This is a genomic window from Alteromonas sp. KS69 (assembly GCF_003989595.1).
Classification (GTDB): domain Bacteria; phylum Pseudomonadota; class Gammaproteobacteria; order Enterobacterales; family Alteromonadaceae; genus Alteromonas; species Alteromonas naphthalenivorans.
In genome coordinates, this window is record NZ_PYHU01000017.1 from 1 (window position 1) to 22,450 (window position 22,450).

Below are 22,450 nucleotides of genomic sequence, written 5' to 3' on the forward strand. Positions count from 1 at the left end.
AGGGAGTCATTGTGTCTATGTAGTAAAGTAAATTTTAAGGAAGTAGAGAATATGCCTGAATGGGGAAAGACTGCGACGTGGTTAATGTTAGTTACTGCTATCGTAGTGTTTTTGGCTGCTGTATTTGTAGTTGGTTCAACGATTGGGAGGCTATTCATATTAGGGGCTATTGAACTATCCATTCCCCAAATCGGAATCATTTGTGCTGGGGTCACTTCTGTTTCTGTTTTTGTACGTTGCGTTAAAAAATTGGAAGGTCGGGTAAAGAACGTGGGTGTGTAACATGCCACTTTATAAACAGCATGGATATAAAATTCAGTGGGTTTAACACGGGTATTCTAAAACAGATTGTAAGTAAAGTACTGCTAATAAGGTTTTCAAAATGGGCAATGAAAGTCATAACATGCACCTGCATTCATACTCACTAAGGTAGTTATGAGTATTGAAAAACCAACAATTTGGGGGAATGGTTCATACAAGCCTTCAGCTAAATGTCCTCAATGCGCATTGATAATGCACCTCAAAAACCAATGCCCACACTGTCATTATTGGTTAACTGATTTTGAAAAGCGGAAGCAGCAATACTTTTGGAAACAACAAAAGAGAGCTTCAATTCTAAAAGGTATTGTACTATTTCCTGCATTGCTCTTATTGTTGTACGTGGTTTTTACGTTATTTCTATACTGAGATAGCTATTTTGTATATTCACGCAAGGATGTTCCATGAATATTAGTGTAAATTTCATTTATATCGTTTTAATAGTTTTCTCCATCGCTCCAACCATCCTGTCTGTTTTTCTAGCTCGAAAACAAAAGCGCTCAATGTGGATTGCGGGTCTGGTCACTTTTTTTCTTGGCCTGTTCACATGGATAGGTAGTTGGATTTATCTTGGTGTTATGAATCTCATGCCTCCCAAACATGCAGCTAGTGAGTAGCCGTATAGCATCGCGCTCAACGTTTTACATGACCACATGAGCAAACCATTTGAGCACACGTCAATACGCCTTACACTTCGGCGTCTATCGGGCTAAAAAAGAGTGATAATTTTGCTTAGGTGAGTTATTGAAATATAGAAAGGATTAGAATGGTTACCCTGAGAGACTTCAATCAAAACGATATTGATAGGTTAGTGCACATCTTAAATGATGAGGCGGTCACCAAGTTTCTTTCTACTAAAATCCCTAATCCTTATACAAAAGAGGATGCGGCTTGGTGGGTTAATGAGGGCAGTCAATCTGGCATCATTAAAGCCATTTCTTACGACGATGTTTTAGTTGGTTGCATTGGCGTTAATCGAGGGCAGTTTGAATACGAGCGTTCTGGTGAGGTTGGCTATTGGCTTGATAAGCGCTATTGGCGTAAGGGCATAACAGCCGAGGCTATTCGGCAAATATCTGACTTTGTATTTACCCATACCAATATCGTGAGACTGTTTGGCGCTGTGTTTGCGGGTAACCACGCCTCTATGCAGTTGCTTTTGAAATCAGGCTTTAGCGAAGAAGCTATACTGAAAAAAGCCATTTATAAAAATGGAGGTTTTTACGACAAGCATGTTTTCGCGAAATTGAACTAGATTCATTACTGACTTTTTAACGCTATGTATAGTTAAAGAGCGCTTCTCAGGTAAAACCATAAAAGCTGTAGGGAAATAAAACACTTCTTTTAATACATCCCTAGCGAGCATATATCTCAGCCTTCGTTCAAGTAACAATATGATAACAACATGGGCTAATCACACGTAGTGATGGTATAAATAGAAATATTGTCACTGCGAGCGCCGGTGTGCTCGCCAATAACTTAAAAATTAAGGTGCTATTGTGGACTTTTTACTCAATATTTTAATTTCAGTTGGGTTTGTTATTTTTATCATTTTTATTGTCGGGTTGATGGCGGCAAAGAAGCTAAATTCGAAACAAGATTAACGGAGGCTCCCTCCCCCGTTATTACTGCTACTTATTGATAGATACCGCACTTAAAAAGGCGCAAATTTATCTTGCGGTTGAGATGGTACTGTCCACCTTTCAAGGGCATCAACATCAACGCTTTTTACACTTTGTGGTGGCATCTGACCGCGATTACCATACAACCAGAGTACGAAGTTGGTTCTTTCGCCACTGGTGATAGGCTGTGCCGCATGCGGTACGTTTCCACGGTGAAGCATAGCGCTGCCAGGCGTAAACGTTAGTGGGTTTACTTTCCCTGCTTTTACATCATAAAAATCCACTGTCGAACCCGTAAATGTTTCACCCGGAACGTTTAGATTAATATTTAACGTTACTGCTGACGCGTCGGTATGCGGTCTTATCGACGTATCGGTATTTGGCTGATAATGAATTGAAAAGCCAAAGGTTTGCGCGTCGTATCCCATAATTTCTGGAAACAACAATCGAGCGATAGGGCGCATATATGTGTCTAGCATAGTGCGATAAAACGCTTGGAAACTTGGCGCAGCCAAATAACCTTCTGAACGCTTATCTAGCATGGCACCACGGCGATTTAATACTATGCCGTACGGCGGTCTTAGTGCAATTTTGGCATCCCACACTTTTTCAAGATAGGCGCGTAACTCAACCAGCCTTTCAGGGTCGAAGAATTGGAATTGATACACGTCAGGTGATACCTCTTCTAATAGCGCTTTCACCTCTGTTTCTTTTTCAGGATTTTCCCACGCTTGCGTGACTGCGCTGCGTAATTTGGCATCTAGTAAAGAATCATCAAGGGTGAATAGGTTGTCTTTTTCACTGGCTTCCCACTCGCTCCACGCGTTGCTAAGCAACTCGTTATTTGAACTCCAAAACTGTTGCACGGATGGCGCACGATGAAGCATAGCCTCGCGGCTTGGTAAATCTAAAGCACGTGCTTGCTGTAATTGAGTAAATGTCATAATAAATTATCTCCAATGGCAAAATGGGGGCCAGGCGTTGTATTTCAAACCGGGCCCCAAACCTATGCCTATAATCTATTACACCTGATTTAGTTAATAAATGCGGCTATTCTGGAAACAGAATTAAGATTTAGAAGATAATCAAAAATGGATATTCGCTGCGATGATTTGCGATTTTCGCTTCAGTACATCAGTATTGTTTCCACCAGCGGTGTTAGTAAACTACATCGAATAGTTTTGGAAAAGGAGCATACCAATGAAGTTTCTTATTTTTTTAGGCACTGTTCGGGATAGCACGCCACCTAGGCCCGCTCGTCTTGGGGAGCGCGTGGCAAAAGCGGTAATGGCCTGTTTGCAGCTTCGCTATGACGAGCATGAAGTGGAGTTAATAGACCCATTAGATTATCCCTTAGACGCTATCTTTAAGCCCCATTTTGCCTATGCCAAAGGTAAGGCGCCTGCAGAATTAAATACATTGGCAGAGAAAATTGCCAATTGCGATGGTTATGTCATGGTTAGCCCCGAGTACAATCACTCTATGAGCCCTGCCCTTGCTAATTTGCTTAATCACTTCGGTAGCTCGTTATTTGCTTACAAGCCTAGTGCTATTGTCACTTATTCAGCTGGGCAATGGGGTGGTATGCGGGCAGCGGTAGGCATGCGTACTTTTTTGTCTGAGTTAGGCTGCTTGCCAGTGTCGGCTATGATTCATATTCCCAAGGCGCAACAAGTATTCGAAGAGAATGGTGAGATGTGTTCAGGGGAAGACCAGTCTTCGTGGTTTGATTACTTCACTCGTACTTTGAATCAATTGATGTGGTGGGCAGAAGCAGCCAAGCGCCATAGTGAAGATGTTAACCCTCATGAGGTGATTCAAAATTTTAAAACAGCACCGTCAGAGCGTAATGCGCCCTAAGGTAAAAAGCGCAATGCCTTCTAAATTAAAGAGGGCAATCGGGGCAAACTACCCAACCCGCACGTTGACGTGCTTTTAATTTGAGTTACTGCCGGTAAGTATGACGAAACCTATCTACATCGCTTTAGCTTTGCTGTATAACAAGCCTCTTCTTACCTTGTCGAGCGCACAGGAAACAAAATGAAAATATTAATACGTAATTTAGACAGACAAACTACACAAGAAGAGCTTGCGAGTTTATTCGAAGCTTTCGGTTCTGTGCAGTCTTGCACCATTGTGGTTGATGAAAAGAGCGGTGCCTCTAAAGGCTTTGGATTTGTAGAAATGCCTAAGCCAGGTGAAGCTAAAGCGGCCATTAAGTCGTTAAACAATCATGCGTTAGGCGATGCGAATATCCGCGTTAAGAAAGCAGAAGATAAACCCGAAACAAAGTAAATCCGATACAAAGAAAATAGTGGTAGTGCAAACCCTCCAGCATTGGTTCTCATTTTAAGTGGGATCTATATCAAGCTGGGGTCATATAAAGAAGTGAAGGTATGTATGAATATAGAAATCATAAAAGCAGATTATTTTGACGACGCACATAAGCAAGCTATTCCTTATTTGCTAAACGAATATGCGAAAGATCCTATGGGCGGCGCTGAGGCACTTTCTAAACATACCTACGACAACTTAGTCGATAAACTCTCTACACTACCCCATGCCTTTAGTATTCTTGCTTATGTTGACGGCAAACCCGCTGGGCTAATAAATTGCTTTGAAGCATTTTCTACTTTTGCCTGCAAACCACTTATTAATACTCACGATATCGCTGTGTTGCCAGCGTTCCGTGGTTTAGGGCTTAGCCAAAAAATGTTAGATAAAGTAGAGGAAATAGCGCTAGAGAAAGGCTGCTGCAAGATTACCTTAGAAGTATTAAGTAATAACACAGTGGCAAAATCGGCCTATGAAAAGTTTGGCTTTACCAGCTATGAACTGGCGGAAGGTGAAGGCCACGCGCTATTTTGGCAAAAGAAGCTAGGATAGCCTAAACGTGGAAAACGCACTTTTAATTATAACCACCGTGGTAGTTGGCCTAATTTGCGCCACGGCACTTATATTAGGCGCTATAGACTTACTTGCTAGGGCGTCTGAAATAGGGGTGAAAGGGCTTGTTCTTTACGTGTTGTGCTGGCTCTTGTTAAGCCCATTTATTGCAGCAGTTTCATTGCTGTAGGCTTTTACGTACTGTACAAGATAGTTGCACTTGCCTTCACAAAACGCACGCCATCGTAACTTGCCGCGCCTAGCTCAGTCTTAGCCAAACCTAAGTTCCAGCCTAGCCCCACTTCCACCAAACAAACAGCAGTAAAAAGCCAAACAAATACACCAAGCCTACATAGCTAAGCAATGTTACCCACCAGCTGGCTTTTGCATCTTCATGCAGCGAAGCACTTTTTACCAAACGATGATTTAGCCATGCAAACATGGGCGTGGTAACAAAGGCCAGTGTCATAGCAAAGCCTAACATGGCCAGCAGCGCAGATTTGAAAAACAGTACGATACTAAAACTAATGGCTGCCATAGCCAGTAGCACGGGAACGAATACTGCGTCACGCGCCATTTTCTTTGGTAATACCAACGAAATGGCTTCGGCAATCACGCGGGCATAGCCATCATAAACGGTTAATGCCGACCCGAATATACAAAGAAAGGCTACCACGGCAATAAGCCAGTGTGCCCAATCGCCAATGGTATTGGCGTAAAGGCTAACTAATTGCTGGGAAAAGCCTATACCGCCTGTTGCAAGTGTTTCGCCACTTCCGTGTAATACCAATGCGCCTAAGCCTAAAAAAAGTAAGGCTAGAATGGTGGTCACCGCATAACCTAGGTTAAAGTCGAACAAGGCATTTTTTGGCGTTACTGGTTGGTTTTGGCACTGGCGCCTTAACCATAACGACGTGATGCTAGATATCTCTATTGGTGCGGGCATCCACCCCATAGTGACCACTAAAAACCCTACGGTCGCGAGCGTCCAGGGTGATGGTGATTCAAAGCTAGGTGGCCTAGGCTCTAAATTCACCACTGCGGCGCAAAAGGCAGCGACGGTAGCCAACACCAGCACCCCCATGATGGCTTTTGCCACCCCTTCAAGGGCTTCAAAATGCCCTGCTAGCAATATAAACAGTATAGCCCCTAAAATAGCGGCCGACGCGATGGCAATAGAGACATTGAAAGGCAAAAAATAAGACAACAAACTTGCAGCAAATAACAAAAGTGCGGCGGCATTCACCACTGAAGCCAAGGCATTTAGGCACAATGCCACAATTAAATAACCCTTACCCATCTTATGGTAACCGAACTGCAAGGTTTGCCTAGTACTGATGGTATAGCTAACGCCTGCACGGAAAAAAGGGTACTTTAAAACGTTAACCGCCAGAATAAGTACCACCAACTGCCAACCGAATTTCGCACCAGCTTGGGTGGAGGCAACAAGATGGCTTCCGCCAACGGCGGCAGTGGCCATTAGAACGCCTGGGCCAAGTAACTGCACCATGCGCATGAAGCGTTGATAATGTGTGAGTGAAGTACTGTCGCTCAATCTTTTCCCTTAATCGCAAACTGCTAGAAGCGGTTACGGAGTATACCTATTCCCGTCACAAAATTGCGAGCTTCCAACAGTATTAGATTAAAATGAGTAAGAATTAGTACTTATTTAAAACGTATATAGCGCGCCGGTAAATACAAATTGGCTATCATCAGGGTAATCCCCTCGCTCGAAGCCGTCGCCTTTCAGCAGATAAGCCGCACCAATAGCTAGCCTAAGTGAAGGTTTTACCTCCCAACGCCATCTTGCTTCTAACTGTTGCCCAATGAAGTTATCTACAGACTCTGGGGCTTTTTGATACCACATGGCCTTATAGCTCACCATGATATTATGTTCTTTCGAAGGTTTGGTCACACTTCTCGCGCCCACTGTGTATAAGTTTTTTCGGGGCATAGCCTGATAAACATCTGTTGGGCCAAAATCGAAACGTCTTACACCATAAAGGCTATCAAAGTCGGTAATGGTATTATCTGCGCTATCATTGTCGCCGCTAATCGCGTCTATTTCCGCCCTTAGAAAGGTAAAGTCAGTGATTTTTTTACCCAAATTAGCGTGCACCATCCAGCTTTCTACATCTAGCTCAGTAGTATCACTTGCACTTGCGGTTTGGTGTGACGTGCCGGTTTGCCCAATCACTTCAATATTGGCTTTCCATAACTCTGCAAACGGTTTGGTGTACTCAACGGCAAGTGTATATATGTCACGATTTTTCGTGGCAAGTTTTTCAGAGTCTTCCTCTTTTAACCAGTAACTGTGAAGCTTCACGTTTTTATCTGGTGAAGTGACATATAAACCAAAGAACTCACGCTCACTGTAGCTTTTATCAAAAGCCCGTTCTGCGTCGGCCACTGCCCCGCTGTCGCTGGGTAATCGACTGACTGGCAGCAAGTAAAAACCACGGATGTTCCAATCGCTAACTTGATAATCTACCAGTACCCCATCGAATGCATTTTTGGTATTGCGGTACACGCCTTGTCCTATCAGCCTTCGACTGCCATGATCAAAGGTCACTCGTCCCGCCGTAATACCTTTTAAATATTGACTGTCTTGGGGCGTATAACGAGCGAAAAACTGTAAGGGCTCTAGCGTATTCACCTGCGCTGATTTTAACGTGGGGTCATTATCATCTAGCCATACGCGGGAGTCGGCTAACTCAAGAGTTACATTGAACACATCCCAATTAGCCTGTGCTTTCACTAACAGGCGAGATGAAACTCGTCGATTTACTTGGGCTCTATCTTCACTGGATGAAGGAAAAATAGGGTTATTGAGGTGTTCGTATTTAAGTCTATAAGAGCCACTAATATCAAATCTGGGGGCCTGGGCTTTCAAGGTCTGAGGTTTCAATGTTTTGATTTTCAAACTGTCAGCAGAGCTGATATTTGGGCTAGACGTAACACTTACTTCTGGAATGGGCTCTGCGCTGGCATTGGCATTGGCGGAAAACGCGAATGCGGCAGCCACAACAGTGCAGGGTAAAAAAAGATAAAACGCAACATTCTTAACTGGGTTTAGCCACCCATTTATACTACTGCATGTATACATTTACTGCTCTCTCGCTGGTTTTCCGCCGCTTTGGCAATGCTTATAGCTTGGTTAAAATACCAATTGGCAGACTAATCATTGAGCATATTCTCAACGCCTGAAGTAAATATGTGCATTGAAAGTTTTCCTTATATCTTTGGTATACACAGAGAGTAAATATATGTTTTACCTTACTTTGAGCTCACAAAAAAAGAGAGCAAGCTCTCTTTTTTAATAAAACTCTGGTATAGCCTTTACCGGTTATCGCATTGTCGCAAGTACTAAACCGTTAGCGCCTGTCGAAGTTAACCGGCTTTTTAGGATCTTGGTAAAAACCGTCTTTTAACAACCGTTTAAAGCGAGTTAGTTTCCCTTCTAATGTCAGTTCTTCTAAGCCTTTGTTGAAAAGCTCAATAAGAAGCCTGTCGTCATTTCTCCCCTTTGCTACCAGTAAATGCGTGGTGACGGTAGAGATAAACGGGTCGATAGTCATTACCGCTTGGCGCTGCTCTGCTGTAAAGTCTCGTTGAAGCAAGTACCAACCAGTAAGATCATCTATTGGAAATAAATCTATTTCACCGCTTACTAATGCCTCTAAATTCTCTTTGTCTGTAGCGTAAGTCGTTACTGTTGGGGTATTTTTAATATAAGTCGCTAGCTCGTTATTGTACAAATAGCCTTCTGTCACCCCCATTTTTTTGTCTTTAAGTTCGTCAAAACTCGACCATGACGCTATGTCAGACTTAGCATTTACATAAAAGACTAAGCTTTCGGCAGTGATAGGGTCGCTGTGCCAGAATTTCTCGCCTCTAGCGCGCACAAAATTACCGTAAGACAGTGCATCAAATTCGCCATTCAATGTGGCTTCTACCGCTTCATCCCACGGCATTGAGACAAATTCAACCACCACTCCGGTTTCTAAAAAAGCCTGTGAAATAATGTGGTTAATATAGCCGTTGTGCTCCATCTCTGAAGAGGTGTAAGGTGCATATTCAGTGGTAGCAATTTTAATTTTTAGCCAGGCATGCCCCCAGCTTTGCAGTGGGACTAACGCCAAAAGTAGTGTGAAAATAGCTAATAAACGCATAATCTTCCCTTAGAAATAGATACCTAAATTAATATTCAATCTGTGTGTTGTTTCTTGTCGACCACCTAGGTCTAAGCCCACGCCTGGACCGCCAGAAAACCACATATTTTTCCCTTGAATACTATCTACATAAACAAACAATTTGTCCCAGCCAAAACTACAGCCATTTATCCACTGCGATGAATCTCGGCCTGACGCTTCGTCACCCTGCGCCACACTGTACTCGGTATAACACGTAAGTGAGTTAATACGGGTGAATTTATAAGGTACGGAATACACCAAATTCGCCGAATATGTCGACCCATCGGCAGCCGCTAAGAATGGAAAGGTAAATGCAGAAAGCGAAATTCTATCGGTCGCTTGGCCTTCCGGTGCAGCTAAGTCGTACTCGTAATCAATGTATTGTAGTTCTACTTTAAAATCACCTTGCTGATGACGAACGTGAACGGCGTAAGCCGTCATGTCACCCTCTTCTAGTGTATCTAAATTTAATATATCGCCATATTGGTAAGACACACCAATGTCGGTAGTACTCCTAGGCAGCAGCTTCGCGGTATAGTTTGCACGTAAGTTGTATTGCCCATCTTCTTGGTTACGAAACTCACCATCATCGGCCACATCGAATGAGTAACGGCCAAATTCAGCGGCATCGTTATATTCATCATTCATGAAGTAAGCAGCTTGAAAGTCCCAATTACCGTAATCATGATTTATCTTAATACCGGCTTCATAGTCATCTTCAAAGCCTAAGTAGTAATTTACCGAAAACCAGAAGTTGTTTGAACCAAAGGGCTGTAAGCCGAAAGGAGTTTGGGTGATACCTGCGGTAATGTCGGTCGATTCGTCCCAATGGTAGGTAAGTTCGGCAAAGCGAATAGTGTCGAAATCGGTATTCTCGTACCATCGGTATTCTGCTTTATAGCTAAACTGATCTGACTCGCCAGCGACACCTAACTTAATAGATTCAAATTCGAATCCATCTCTTATCTCAGGTAGCTGCCAGTCTTGATGACCATAGTTAACCCGCACGTGGCCGCTTAAGGTAAAGGGCAGTTCGTCCGCCTTCACTGTTTGCGTATTGCAACCAAGAAGTACAGCTAAGGAAAGTAGTGGAAGTTGTCTGTTCATTCCTTGTCCTAATGTCAATTTACTCACAATGTGATGCACTCCATCATGGAAACCATTACTGTGATATATATTCCTTCAGTACAAATTATATAGAGTGAACCTTACAAAAAGATCATTGTCGTACACGAAATATGTAAAGCGCATTTGTCGATGAAGTACATTTCATTTGCGTTAAATAGTCGGTAATATTTCACAAAATTTACGTAAAACAAGATTCTATGCAGCATCACATTTCAGCTATTACCTTCCTTGTAGACAATTACGACAGTGCTATTGCCTATTTCACCCAAACCCTTAATTTTTCACTTACCGAAGACAGAGATAAAGGGGAAGGATCGCGCTTTGTATTAGTCACACCGAAAGGCAGTGCGACGTCACTCTTGTTAGCTAAAGCTAAATCGGACGAAGATAAAGCGATGATTGGAAAGCAAGCTGGGGGTAAAGTTTTTATGATTTTACATACCGATGACTTTTGGCGCGATCATCAATCAATGTGTGATAAAGGCGTTGAATTTTTAGAAACGCCGCGAGAAGAAGCTTACGGTACAGTAGCTATTTTTAAAGATTGTTTTGGCAATAAGTGGGATTTACTTCAGCCTGCGCCTGCCAACCTTAATTAGGTGTAACTACACCCTCTGGAGATTTGTTTTGTCCCCCATGAAGCGTTCAATCATTACCGACATTGTGGCTATATTAGCCATTGCGATACTCATTGCAACGGCGTTTTATGGGCTTGAAGCCAGAAAAGAAGTTATCTATTTATGTGATAACTTTACGCCAGGGGTATCGAAAAATAGTGTTGAACGACAATTAAATACCACCAATTTACTGGTATGGGATACCGAATTTTTAGCGGTTGGTAGCCGAATAGTGGCCTATAGCCCGCTAAACTTCGGCTACATGCACTGCCGTGTTGAATTCAACAGACAAGACATTGTGGTGTTTTCAGTGGTGGAATAACCCATTTTTCGCTCAGAAATAGTGCAATATTTACAAGTCAGCAACTTACCGTTTACTCTGCGGTTAAAAGTCGTAAAGCTGTGCGTACCAATAGATTTTAAGCTAAGCATGTTATCTAACCACAGCCCTGTATACCCTATCAGCGTAAACGTATAATTACAGCGTGTCTTATCAACTAAGAATCGCCACTTATGCAAAACTCCAATCACAGTGTTATCGAAGATATCTTTGCATTAGTTAGTGCCGGGTTATTCGTGGCATTTGGTGTATTTCTATTCCAGTCTCAAGATTTGATGGTGGGTGGCGCTGCGGGTATCGCATTGCTGGGGACTTACGCAATTGATATGGACTTTGGTGTTCTATTTTTCCTAATTAACTTGCCCTTTTATACCCTTGCTTGGACTCGCATCAGCAAGCGCTTCACATTGAATACGTTTATTTCTGTGACCACGGTATCGGTCTTAACTGAGCAGATCCCAGCCTTCGTCGACATTTCTAGCATTGATCCTATTTTTGCTGCCATTTTTGGTGGCTTGCTTATAGGCGTGGGCATGCTGATTATGTTCAGACATAGCTCTAGTTTAGGCGGCTTGGGTATTTTAGCGTTTTACCTGCAGTCTCGATTTAATGTGCGCGCAGGTACATTTCAACTTACGGTAGACAGCGTTATTCTGCTTTGCGGGCTTTTCTTTATTCCATGGCATTTAGTGCTTATTTCGATTCTAGCCGCGTTCTGCTTAAATATGGTCATTTCGTTAAACCATCGCCCAGAACGTTATATACCTGCGAATAAAGAGAGTGAAAAGTCGCCTGAAAAAAAGGGGCCTAGCGTGCAGTCGTGTGCAACAGTAAACACTAATCTACACGCTCAAAACAACTAGTCTGTTAATTTTTCACCTGCGCTAAACGTAAAAAACCCGGCCATATCAATGCCGGGTTTTTATATTATTCCTAACGTAACGCTTTGTATCCTTGTCGCTACCCTACTGCTTTTTTCTGCACAGGCTTAAACGGTCGACTTACTAGTCCTCGATTCACCCTAGGGCGAGAAAACGAAGTACGCATACAAACCTCACTTACGTGATATACCCACAACAGTCGAAGATGAAATATTCATCTCAATACTGAAAGTGGGACGTTAGTATAGGCACAAGCGAGTGAAAAACACCCCATTGTTTCGGTGAATGGTCATTCATCAGCGCATTTACAAGAATGTAAACTACTGTAAGTACTAGCGATATTTCACTATGCGAGGTACACGGGCTGATACTCGGGTTAACAATTCGTAATCTATGCTACCGGCAGCTTCTGCCACCTCGTTAATAGGTACATTCTCACCCCAAAGTTCTACCCTATCGCCAATGTTAACGTTCGAAATATGGGTAACGTCGATGGTGATCATGTCCATAGACACACGCCCTGCTAGGCCAACGCGCTCGCCGTTTACGGCAACAGGCGTACCGTTAGGGCAATGTCTTGGGTAACCATCAGCATAACCAATACCTACCGTAGCAATGCGGCTATCTTTTTGCGCCACCCAGTTTTGACCGTAACCAACCGACTCGCCTTTTGGCACATCGCGAAGGGCAATAATACTAGAACGTAACGTCATGGTAGGGGCTAATGCCACATTGGCCGTATTTGGCTGGCCGCCGTAAACCGCAATGCCTAGGCGGTTCCAATCGCCACGGCTTTGTGGCCATTCAATGGTGGCCGGAGAATTAGCGATACTGACAGGAAGCGCTAACTGTGTAGCTATCTGTAAAAACGCACTAAGTTGCTTCTGCGTGAAGTCGTTACTGGTGTCGTCTGCACAGGCTAAATGAGTAACTAGCACGGTATCTTGCGTAATAAGCGACGCATATTGCTTAACAATACTCGGTAGCGTGTTCAGCACGAAACCCAACCGATGCATACCACTGTCGGCTTTTAGCCAAATAGTAGGCCGACGGTCTTCAGGGCAGGCTAACATCCATTCTAATTGCGCTTGATTGTGCATTACTAGAATACAGCCATGTGATGCAGCCATAGCGCACTCTTTAGCTTGGTGTGCACCTTCTAACACTACGATAGGCGCTGTTATCCCTGCCTCTCTAAGTGCAATAGCTTCTTCAATAATTGCCACTGCAAACCGAGGGGATACATGTTGTAGAATACGTGAAACGTTAACTGCACCATGCCCATAAGCATCTGCTTTTACCACCGCCATAGAACGGCTTGTAGGGGCTAATTCTGCTAATAGTTTAAAGTTACTTAAAATAGCATCAGCGTGAATAATGGCTTGGGTTTGACGGCTCACAGTAAACAGATAATCCTTTGTATTTGCATAGGGGCAGAGTGTATCACGAGTTGAATGAAATCGAATTCTCGGTACACAAATTTATGAACGCACGTACGAACTATGCTTCTGTTATCTTTTGCCCTATGGAGCACGCCTTGTTGGTTTGCGCCTCTCTGGTTTACGCTACAGGTTCGCCACATTATAATGCGTTGTAAATATGGTTAATTTGCTCTTACACATATATGCAAATTCAGTATGCTAGCCAAGACCTCCAGCATGAATGTATAGCAAATTAACTCCCATTGTCTTTCGTAAGGTATCACCATGCAGCCCACCGACTCATCACGCAGTATTCACCACCTCGCTAAAGATTTAGAACGGGTAGTGTCTGAAGGGCGAAACCCCAATACTGTAGATATTGATACCCTTTCCACAGAAGGAATGCTGGCGCGAATTAATCATGAAGACGCCAAAGTTGCCCCAAGTGTGGCAACCGAAATTCCTGCCATCGCCAAAGTGGTAAACGCCGCTGCACAAAGCATCGCAAAAGGCGGGCGACTCATTTATATAGGCGCGGGCACCAGTGGCAGGCTAGGTATTTTAGATGCAGCTGAATGTCGGCCAACCTTCAGTGTGCCAGATGGGGTTGTAATCGGCATTATTGCTGGCGGCGAACGAGCGGTTTTACACGCAGTTGAAGGGGCAGAAGATAATCGAGAAGCCGGCAAGCAAGATGTTATTAATATTACGCTTAGTCAACACGACACACTGGTTGGGTTGTCAGCAAGTGGGCGCACGCCTTATGTTTCAGGCGCCCTTGCGTATGCGCAATCTATTGGCGCGGCTACTGCGGCTATAGCCTGTAGCCCAAACTCGGCCATATTTGAACATGCCGATATTGCCATTTGCCCAGTGGTGGGCCCCGAGGCACTTACCGGTTCAACAAGAATGAAATCTGGCACTGCGCAAAAGCTGGTACTTAACATGATAAGTACCGCTACCATGATCAAGCTGGGCAAAACCTTTGAAAACTTAATGGTGGATGTCAACGCAACTAACGAAAAGCTAAAAGCCCGCGCCCTACGCATTGTGATGCAAGCCACTGAATGTAATGAACACGACGCCGCTACCGCGCTAAAAGCATCGAACAACAATGCAAAGCTGGCTATCTTAATGGTGCTAACGGGGGCTAATGCCGACGACGCGGCTAAACAATTGGTGGCCAGCAATGGCTATTTGCGTCACGCTGTAAAACAACCGCTTTAAAAGGCCACCTTCATAAATGCCTATCAAGTCGCTACTTACATTCGTTTTGCTATTAAGCGCTGCTATTACTTTTAGTACGCCAGGCTATGCCAAAGTTCATGAGGAGGCTGACGTTGCCGAACGTAGGTTACAAGTGGGCGCAGCGCAATTTGAAGAATACTTGCCTTTACTTGAAGGCAAACGAGTCACACTGGTAGTTAACCAAAGCTCGATTATAAAAAACTCAACGATAAAAAGCTCGGGTGTAAAAAACAGTTCGTTGGAGCCTATTCACTTAGTCGACGCGTTGCTAAGTCGTGATATCAATGTGGTGAGTATTATGTCGCCCGAACATGGCTTTCGCGGCAAGGCGGGAGCGGGTGAAAAAATAGATAACGATGTTGATGCTAAAACGGGTCTTCCTATTCACTCCCTTTACGGTAAAACGAAAAAGCCAACGGACGACATGTTAGCCAATACCGATATTTTGGTGTTCGACATTCAAGATGTAGGGGTGCGTTTTTATACGTATTTAAGTACCTTACATTACGTGCTGGAGGCCGCTGCTCAGGCGCATATTCCTGTCATAGTATTAGATAGGCCCAACCCTAATGGCACCTTTACTGATGGCCCTATTTTACAGCCTGATTATGTATCGTTTGTAGGCATGCACGCCATTCCTGTATTGCACGGCATGACGTTAGGCGAGCTCGCATTAATGATAGTGGGTGAACAGTGGATTGCGACCGATGCCATTGATGCGAAACAGCCAGCGCAGCAGCAATCTAAGTCGCTGGCGCATCAAACCAAGCAGCAGGCGCTGTTAACGGTTATTCCCGTGGCAAATTATCATAAACAAATGCCTTACTCTCTGCCTGTTGCCCCCAGCCCGAATCTACCTACTGATGCTGCCATTGCCTTATACCCCACCCTTTGCTTTTTTGAAGGCACGGACGTAAGTGTAGGAAGAGGTACACCGCTTCCTTTTCAACTTATCGGCCACCCTGTGGTAGCGCTTGGCGATGAAAGTATAGACGTAGCTGCTAACCAAGCAGCCCCATCCCCTAAACACAATAACACTGCCCTGAAGACTTCGTTATTCGTAGATGCCCCCTTTTCAGGAATAGATGTTGAGATCCTACTTAGCGCTTATGCTCAGTTTAAAGAAGAAGGCATTACCTTTTTCACTCGCCCAGATTTTTTCGATAAGTTAGCCGGAACGGATTCACTCCGACAGGCCATTATCGCGGGGAAAACCAGCAACCAAATACAAGCAAGCTGGGCTGAAGGCTTGGCTACATTTAAACAGCTTCGCGCTCCCTATTTGCTATATCCGGCAACGGCTTCTGAATTACCTAGCGAAGGAAAAGGCAGCGTTGTAAACCGTAAATTTCAAAGCGATGACGCCAAATGAATAGCCACAATACGCCGGAAAAAGCTCAAACCGAGATAGCAGTGGATCACGCAACTGATAACTTTCATGCCTTTTTAACGGGCATTAGTGAATGGTTAGCGCCTGAAAATATTATTGGCGATAAACCTAGGCTAATTGCCCTTGCTACTGACGCCAGCTTTTACACCAAAATTCCTAAGTTAGTCATAAAAGTGCCGAGTATTCACGTTATGTGCCGCGTATTAGCAATGGCAAATCGCTTAAATATTGCCCTGACATTTCGAGCGGCGGGCACCAGTTTATCTGGTCAAGCAATTACAGACTCGGTATTGGTCATGCTAACCCCAGATTGGCAACAGTATGAGGTAATAGATAACGGCGAAGCAATATCATTAGCGCCAGGGGTTATTGGCGCAAAAGCGAATCGAATATTGGCAGGCTATGGCCGAAAAATTGGGCCAGATCCGGCTTCGATTAACGCCTGTAAAGTGGGCGGCATTGCAGCGAATAATGCATCGGGCATGTGCTGTGGGGTGAAAAACAACTCGTATCACACTCTGCGTCACATTCACGTATTGTTGCCCGACGGCAGTGAAGTCAATACCGCTGATGCACAAAGCATTTCCGCGTTTGAGCAAAGCCATAGTGTATTGTTAGCCTCTCTTGCTGCGCTTCGCAACTCGCTACTAGCGAATACAGCATTGACTGAAAAAGTACGCTATCAATATCGCCTTAAAAATACTATGGGGTATGGCCTCAACGCCTTACTTGATTATGACAACCCGCTAGATATTTTTACACACCTAATGATTGGTTCAGAAGGTACATTGGGCTTCATTGCTAACATTACCTACAACACCGTACCTTTGCCTCGGGCGCGAGAAACCGGGTTGTATTTATTTGAAAACTTCAAAGACGCTTGTGCAGTTATTCCTGCGCTAAAAGCCTGTGATGTAGATGCTGTAGAGTTGATGGACGCCAGAGCATTGCGCGCCGTTGCGCCGTTGCTAGACAAGGTGGTGGTTAGCAAACGCAATATTAGCAATCCAGATGCTGTTGCCCTACTTATTGACGTGGGTGCCCCGTCACAGGCTGAACTAGATAGTACGCTTAAGACGGTGCGCAAAATTTTAACCCAGCCAACAGTGGGTATAAGTAAAGAATATGAGCACCCACCTAAACAAGAGCATAAGCAAGAGCAGAAGCAAGGCCAGCCTCTGCAAGATTTTACCGCAGAGCCCAACATCATCGAAAACTTGTGGAGCATTCGAAAAGGGCTATTTCCCGCAGTAGGCGCAGTAAGGCCCACTGGTACCACGGTCATTATTGAAGACGTGGCCTTTCCATTAGAAAGTTTGGCCGATGGGTTAAATGCGTTAGTCGCCTTATTCGAAAAACACGATTACCACGACGGCATTATTTTTGGTCATGCACTCGATGGCAATGTGCACTTTGTGTTTAGCCAAGGTTTCAATACCCCAAATGAAATCAACCGCTATCAGGCCTTTATGGCCGATATAAGCGTGCTAGTGACACAGCGCTTTGCGGGGAGCTTAAAGGCCGAGCATGGAACGGGGCGTAATATGGCGCCGTTTCTTACTGCACAATGGGGTGATGAAGGTGTGGCGTTAATGCGCGCGCTAAAAGACATTATCGATCCTAAGGGTATTTTAAACCCAGGGGTTATTTTAAATGACGACCCTCAAGCGCATATTACTCACCTTAAGCCGATGCCTGCAGTACAAGACACGGTAGATGCCTGTATTGAGTGCGGCTTTTGTGAGCCTCAGTGCCCCTCGCTTAATTATACGTTGTCGCCCCGTCAACGTATTGCATTAAAGCGCCGACAAACGTCTTTGACAGAACCTGCGGCTGTTAATGAAATTAACGAAGCGTTTTCACACCTAGCCGTAGATAGCTGTGCAGCAACGGGGCTATGCGCTAGCGCTTGTCCGGTAGGCATTGATACTGGGCAGTGGATAAAACAAATACGTGGCCAGCGTACTAGAGGTTCTGCGACCAAATTAGTCAGTGATCTTGCCGCTAAACATACCGATAAGGCGTTATCAATTGCACGTTTTTCACTAAACATCGGCCATAAAGTAAAAGGGGTAATTGGCGAAAAGGCATTTAATTCTATTACAGGTGCACTACATTTACCCCAGCTTCATAGTGCTGTTCCCCAAGCTTCGCAATATAACAAAAATACTTCGCAGTATAAAAACGAACCAGATTTTAACGCTACTACTCACGCTAATGAAACAGCTTCTGAAGCACATAAAGCGACTGAAAAAGAAGCTGGGTACATCGCCGAGTTACCTACCCATTTAGGGCAGCAAAACTGTTCTGAGAATACCGCTGGGAAAGTGACTGAGAAAATGGCTAGGAAAGCGCTTTCTGAGGCGCTTTCTCAGACGGTTTCAAAAGTAGTTTACATGGTAAGTTGCCCAAGCAAAGTTTTCGGTGGCAACGCTAATGAAAAAAGTGTTATTCAGGCTGTGGTCTCTTTGTGTGAAAAAGCCAACGTGGAAGTGGTGTTCTCTAGCGCAAAAGACCATTGTTGTGGCCAGCCTTGGGATAGTGAAGGTGAAGCAATCACCGCGAGAGATAAACTCGCGGCGTGGACACAAGAAGTTTACACACTTTCAGAACAAGGACGCTGGCCTGTCATCATTGACAACAGCGCTTGTGCTTATAACGTAACTTCAAAAAACACCAACAACTCAGACTTCAACAAAATAGAGATATTGGAAGTTAGCAAGTATTTACTTCAGTACATTTCACCTCGGGTAAAGGTGGTTAAAACAGATGCCCCTACAATGCTTCATATTGGATGTTCAAGTACTAAGCTAGATTCAGGGGTTGCTATTAACGCGTTGACGAACCTTTGTACTTCAAACGTTATTGTTCCTACTGACATCACCTGTTGCGGCTTTGCGGGTACTAAGGGCTTCACTAATCCGGGTTTGAACCAAAGTGCACTGGCACCGCTTGCCAGTCAGGTGCCTGAAGATTGTTATAGAGGGGTATCGAATAGCGCAACCTGCGCGATTGGTTTAAGCCTGCACAGTGGGGTGATTTATTCACACATCGCGGTGCTGCTCGACGAGGTCAGCCAGCCGCTTTTCTAACGTCGCTTTGTGTGTTTTCAACTGTTCTTTTTCGTCACCCTCTGCGGTCTCAAGTTGCTTGCTGATAGCCACAATTTGCTCGGCTAATCCTTCTCGATTTTTCTCGTGCTGCTCAGCCTCTTCCGCTTTATCAAAAATGATGGCCTCGGGATTAGTTTCCTCATCTTCCTGAGAAGCAGCTGCCTCTTTTGATGAGCCAGGTTGCCGAGGAATCATTTGCACACCGTCTACTTGAGGCCGCTGATTCATGAAGGTCGGTGAGACAATTTCAATGCCCGTGTTATGCAATGCATCAAGCACCGATTTGTGTAATCGCGAGCGCGCACTTAGCATGCTTTTCACTTCTTTAAGCAAGCCTGCAACTCGGTAGCTTACCGAGAAATCTCCTAAGGAGATCACTTGAACGAAAGGGTCTTCTAATTCAGCATTGGCCGCTGCAGTTAGTAAGTGCTTCTCAACCTCTGAATGGTGAATATCGTATCCTAAACTTAAATCAACCGAGACAATCGCACCTGAGGCACGTGTTACTCTCACCGGTGTGTTCACCATTAGGGTGTTTGAAAAAGCAATTAACTCACGAGTTTCGGTTTGAATTTCCGTATCTAGTAAGCCCATCTCAGCTACCCTTCCGCTGTAATCTTCTACGCGAATAAAGTCTCCCACTTTGAACGGTTTATTTACCCGTAATACCAAACCCGCCATCAAATTTCCCACCATGGTGGTAGATGAAAACGCGATGACACCGGATAACAAAACGCCAATTAAGGCGATCACCTGATTGCGCGTACTTTCGTTCACCGGAAGTGCCATGGAGATGACGACCAAACCTACAATAGTAAGTACTAACAAAGTAACTTGGCGTGGCAATTTTTCTTCACTGGTTAAGTGAGATTGTCGCGCAAGTAGCACGTAATGAAGTGCACCTAGCCCCAATACCACCAGTACAATTGCTAGTACTAGCGGAATAAAAGGCATGAGAAAAGCCACCACTGTATCCACACTGAAACTCCATTTTATTCTTATTGCCAAGTCACACTTAACTTAGTGTTTCGCCGTATGGCGTCGTATTTTTACGTTACTTTGTTTTTAGTTTATTAGCACGAATCACTGTAAACCACTAAACTTAATTATTTATTATCAATAATTTACACGCAACATCGATTATTTGAATTTCTACTAACTGGCCGGCGCTATAACACTAACACTAACACTAACACTAACACTACTCAGATGCGCCGCTCCACTGAACAGGCACATAGTCGTTGGGTCTGTTCAGGCCTAATATGGTTTCTATTAGAGCATCAAAAATAGGGCTATATATCTCACTATCTACGTTGTAACTGAATGTAGCAATAGCGATATCGGTGTGCGGCTGCATTTCTTTAGCTATATAGGGCATACGAAGCGGCACTAAAACCGTGGTAAGCCCTTGTTTTTTAGCTTGTTGCAAGGCTGATTTAGTAAATCTATGCACATCATCTAGCGGTGCCCTTGAAGCCATCGCTTCTTCATTATCGAAGCCTTTCATCTCATAAACGGCATGTTGCGGTGAGATATCCCCCACGATTAACAGGTCAGCTTGCTTCAATGCATATTCGAAGGTGGCTTTGTTTGGCAGCTTAGTAAGCGGCAGGCAAGCCATTCCCAGCGTGGGCGCAATACTAGTCAAACTTTTTTCAAGCGCTAAACACCTAAGCGCATCAGGCATTAACGCCAGCCAGGTTTTCTGAGTAACAGGGAGTTTTTCGGCGCCATAAAGTGATGTGATCGCCGCCCTAGAAAGCGCTTTCTCAATTTGAATATTACGTGTTTTTTTAACATTATTCTGTACGTCTGAAACCCGCCAGGAAAGCGCTTTCTCAGCGTACCTATTCAGGCTAAATTTAGCTTTAAGCAACGCAATGCGTTGTACGGAAGTTGCAAGCTGTGTTGAGGGCACTTCACCACTGCTTATTCGCTTACTTACCTTGCCCATTAATGCAGCAAACATGTTGATATCTTGTGGCGTTCTAATGGTGAACGGCATTAAGGCAATGTCGGCACCCGCTTGATAGGCTTTTATCATGGCATCTTCTGGTGAGAAGTATTTAGCAATGCCCGCCATATCTAATGCATCGGTAACAACCACGCCTTGGTAACCCAGCTCGTTTCGCAATACATCGTGGAGAATCTTTCGTGACAAAGTTGCGGGAATGGTCATCTCCCTTCCCTGTTTGTCTTTGACGGTAGTGCTATCTAATGATGGGTATTGGATATGCGCACTCATCAACATACCTGGCGGGTTTCCACCGCTGATAATTCGGCTAAAAGGTAATAGGTCACCTTTTAGCGCTTGCGCTTTTGAATGCTTGACGTTGGGCAGGCCGGTGTGGCTATCTGTTTGTGTATCGCCATGACCAGGAAAATGTTTAATAGCACTTATTACACCACTTGATTGCAAGCCATCTACAAATGATTGCCCTAGTACCGCAACATCGCTAGGTGTTTCGCCAAAACTACGTACATTAATGACTGGGTTTTTAGGCTCACTGTTAATGTCTACGGACGGGGCGAAATTTGTATTTATCCCTAAGGAGCTCAAACTACTACCAATGCCCTTCGCTACGTTTTCGGAAAAAGCCGTGCCGTGCTGATAGTAGCTTGCCCCTATTGCCAAATTTCCGGGAAAAGGCGTGAGCATAGAAGAAGGTAAGCGAGCCACTCTTCCCCCTTCTTGGTCTACAGCAATAAATAGCGGTGGCAGCTTCGCTTTTGCCATGGCCTGTTGCATGGCGTAGTTCAACGCTATTAGCTGCTTGTTGGTTTTAATATTTTCAGAAAATAAGATAACGCCACCAATGTTGTGGGTGATGAGTAAGTCTTTAAGCGCATTTGGTAGCGTGGTTACCGGCTTTTTACATGCTTTCGAGCTAGTGCCATCATCGCAGTAGAATCGAAAATCTAGAATGATTTTTTGGCCAAGAGATTTTTTTATCTGTTCATGCTGGTTTGATTGGTTCGCATAAGTACTAGGCAACAGTAAAATGCATAGACTAAATAAAAAAACGCGAGATAAAACGGTTGCTAACGAGGGAATAAGGCGCAAATAAGATCCTAGGTAATTATAGATTTTTTAACAGTTAACGGTGTACTTATAACGATAAGTTAAGCTTTGATACGCATAATAATTGCCATAGTATCAAAAACCAATGCATACAGAATAAATACGTGTCATTCTGTGGAATTAACCGTGTGCTCTGCGGTACGCTAGTCGCTATTGCTCACATTAATGCATATGAATGGCTAATAGATGTGCAGTTTACTAGCAAGTCGAT

Annotated in this window: 20 protein-coding genes; 12 read left to right on the top strand and 8 right to left on the bottom strand. The window is 44.2% G+C overall.

Translation table 11 applies throughout. The annotated features are described in order from the left end of the window. The 3 genes from C7Y69_RS12110 to C7Y69_RS12120 form a co-directional block, all read left to right on the top strand. A partial coding sequence (locus tag C7Y69_RS12110) for a hypothetical protein (RefSeq protein WP_221885331.1) occupies positions 1 to 282 on the top strand: 282 nt, incomplete at its 5' end. A gap of 440 nt (positions 283 to 722) precedes the next feature. Beyond that, positions 723 to 935 (top strand): hypothetical protein, encoded by a 213-nt coding sequence (locus tag C7Y69_RS12115; protein ID WP_013785567.1) that lies wholly within the window; start codon positions 723 to 725, stop codon positions 933 to 935. A gap of 149 nt (positions 936 to 1,084) precedes the next feature. After that, positions 1,085 to 1,573: a GNAT family N-acetyltransferase gene (locus C7Y69_RS12120; RefSeq protein ID WP_013785568.1), complete on the top strand. Its 489-nt coding sequence runs from the start codon at positions 1,085 to 1,087 to the stop codon at positions 1,571 to 1,573. 399 nt (positions 1,574 to 1,972) lie between these two features. Here the strand turns inward: C7Y69_RS12120 and C7Y69_RS12125 are convergent, their stop codons facing one another. Further along, positions 1,973 to 2,884 carry a 2OG-Fe(II) oxygenase family protein gene (locus tag C7Y69_RS12125; protein WP_013785569.1) on the bottom strand — a complete coding sequence of 304 codons (912 nt, stop codon included), beginning with the start codon at positions 2,882 to 2,884 and terminating at the stop codon, positions 1,973 to 1,975. A gap of 256 nt (positions 2,885 to 3,140) precedes the next feature. Here C7Y69_RS12125 and C7Y69_RS12130 point away from each other — a divergent pair, with 256 nt between their 5' ends. From C7Y69_RS12130 to C7Y69_RS12140, 3 genes are all read left to right on the top strand, one after another. Further along, on the top strand, positions 3,141 to 3,800 hold the full coding sequence (locus C7Y69_RS12130; protein WP_126872888.1) for an NADPH-dependent FMN reductase: 660 nt from the start codon (positions 3,141 to 3,143) through the stop codon (positions 3,798 to 3,800). 180 nt (positions 3,801 to 3,980) lie between these two features. Then, entirely contained in the window at positions 3,981 to 4,235 is a 255-nt protein-coding gene (locus C7Y69_RS12135) for an RNA recognition motif domain-containing protein (protein WP_013785571.1), read from the top strand. A gap of 105 nt (positions 4,236 to 4,340) precedes the next feature. Next, positions 4,341 to 4,826: a GNAT family N-acetyltransferase gene (locus C7Y69_RS12140; RefSeq protein WP_013785572.1), complete on the top strand. Its 486-nt coding sequence runs from the start codon at positions 4,341 to 4,343 to the stop codon at positions 4,824 to 4,826. A 292-nt stretch (positions 4,827 to 5,118) separates the two neighbouring features. On the opposite strand, the gene C7Y69_RS12145 is transcribed toward C7Y69_RS12140, so the two are convergent. The 4 genes from C7Y69_RS12145 to C7Y69_RS12160 all read right to left on the bottom strand — a co-directional run bounded on the left by C7Y69_RS12145 (position 5,119) and on the right by C7Y69_RS12160 (position 10,126). Then, positions 5,119 to 6,381 (bottom strand): NRAMP family divalent metal transporter, encoded by a 1,263-nt coding sequence (locus C7Y69_RS12145; RefSeq protein WP_013785575.1) that lies wholly within the window; start codon positions 6,379 to 6,381, stop codon positions 5,119 to 5,121. 114 nt (positions 6,382 to 6,495) lie between these two features. Continuing rightward, positions 6,496 to 7,932, bottom strand: coding sequence for an alginate export family protein (locus tag C7Y69_RS12150; RefSeq protein WP_126872889.1), 1,437 nt, complete (start codon positions 7,930 to 7,932; stop codon positions 6,496 to 6,498). Between the two features lie 268 nt (positions 7,933 to 8,200). After that, entirely contained in the window at positions 8,201 to 8,998 is a 798-nt protein-coding gene (locus C7Y69_RS12155; protein ID WP_126872890.1) for a substrate-binding periplasmic protein, read from the bottom strand. A gap of 9 nt (positions 8,999 to 9,007) precedes the next feature. Next, positions 9,008 to 10,126 (bottom strand): hypothetical protein, encoded by a 1,119-nt coding sequence (locus C7Y69_RS12160; protein ID WP_126872891.1) that lies wholly within the window; start codon positions 10,124 to 10,126, stop codon positions 9,008 to 9,010. Between the two features lie 218 nt (positions 10,127 to 10,344). Between C7Y69_RS12160 and C7Y69_RS12165 the strand changes: the two genes are divergently transcribed. The 3 genes from C7Y69_RS12165 (at position 10,345) to C7Y69_RS12175 (ending at position 11,967) form a co-directional block, all read left to right on the top strand. Further along, positions 10,345 to 10,746 (top strand): VOC family protein, encoded by a 402-nt coding sequence (locus C7Y69_RS12165; protein WP_013785579.1) that lies wholly within the window; start codon positions 10,345 to 10,347, stop codon positions 10,744 to 10,746. Between the two features lie 37 nt (positions 10,747 to 10,783). After that, a complete protein-coding gene (locus C7Y69_RS12170; protein ID WP_013785580.1) occupies positions 10,784 to 11,086 on the top strand; it encodes a hypothetical protein in 303 nt (100 codons plus the stop codon). Between the two features lie 191 nt (positions 11,087 to 11,277). Beyond that, positions 11,278 to 11,967 (top strand): YitT family protein, encoded by a 690-nt coding sequence (locus C7Y69_RS12175; RefSeq protein WP_126872893.1) that lies wholly within the window; start codon positions 11,278 to 11,280, stop codon positions 11,965 to 11,967. 350 nt (positions 11,968 to 12,317) lie between these two features. Here the strand turns inward: C7Y69_RS12175 and alr are convergent, their stop codons facing one another. Further along, positions 12,318 to 13,385: an alanine racemase gene (alr, locus tag C7Y69_RS12180; RefSeq protein WP_126872894.1), complete on the bottom strand. Its 1,068-nt coding sequence runs from the start codon at positions 13,383 to 13,385 to the stop codon at positions 12,318 to 12,320. Positions 13,386 to 13,691: 306 nt separating this feature from the next. Here alr and murQ point away from each other — a divergent pair, with 306 nt between their 5' ends. Genes murQ through C7Y69_RS12195 form a run of 3 tightly spaced genes read left to right on the top strand, consistent with a single transcriptional unit; the run spans position 13,692 to position 19,136 of the window. Further along, positions 13,692 to 14,633, top strand: a complete 942-nt coding sequence (gene murQ / locus C7Y69_RS12185) for an N-acetylmuramic acid 6-phosphate etherase (RefSeq protein ID WP_013785583.1) — start codon at positions 13,692 to 13,694, stop codon at positions 14,631 to 14,633. 16 nt (positions 14,634 to 14,649) lie between these two features. After that, a complete protein-coding gene (locus tag C7Y69_RS12190; protein WP_126872895.1) occupies positions 14,650 to 16,026 on the top strand; it encodes an exo-beta-N-acetylmuramidase NamZ domain-containing protein in 1,377 nt (458 codons plus the stop codon). Then, positions 16,023 to 19,136: an FAD-binding and (Fe-S)-binding domain-containing protein gene (locus tag C7Y69_RS12195; RefSeq protein WP_126872896.1), complete on the top strand. Its 3,114-nt coding sequence runs from the start codon at positions 16,023 to 16,025 to the stop codon at positions 19,134 to 19,136. The genes C7Y69_RS12190 and C7Y69_RS12195 overlap by 4 nt, the downstream gene beginning before the upstream one ends. Here C7Y69_RS12195 and C7Y69_RS12200 read toward each other — a convergent pair. Further along, positions 19,089 to 20,111, bottom strand: coding sequence for a mechanosensitive ion channel domain-containing protein (locus C7Y69_RS12200; RefSeq protein WP_312847919.1), 1,023 nt, complete (start codon positions 20,109 to 20,111; stop codon positions 19,089 to 19,091). The genes C7Y69_RS12195 and C7Y69_RS12200 overlap by 48 nt on opposite strands. Positions 20,112 to 20,358: 247 nt before the next feature. After that, positions 20,359 to 22,221 (bottom strand): glycoside hydrolase family 3 N-terminal domain-containing protein, encoded by a 1,863-nt coding sequence (locus C7Y69_RS12205; RefSeq protein ID WP_126872898.1) that lies wholly within the window; start codon positions 22,219 to 22,221, stop codon positions 20,359 to 20,361. Between the last annotated feature and the right edge of the window lie 229 nt (positions 22,222 to 22,450).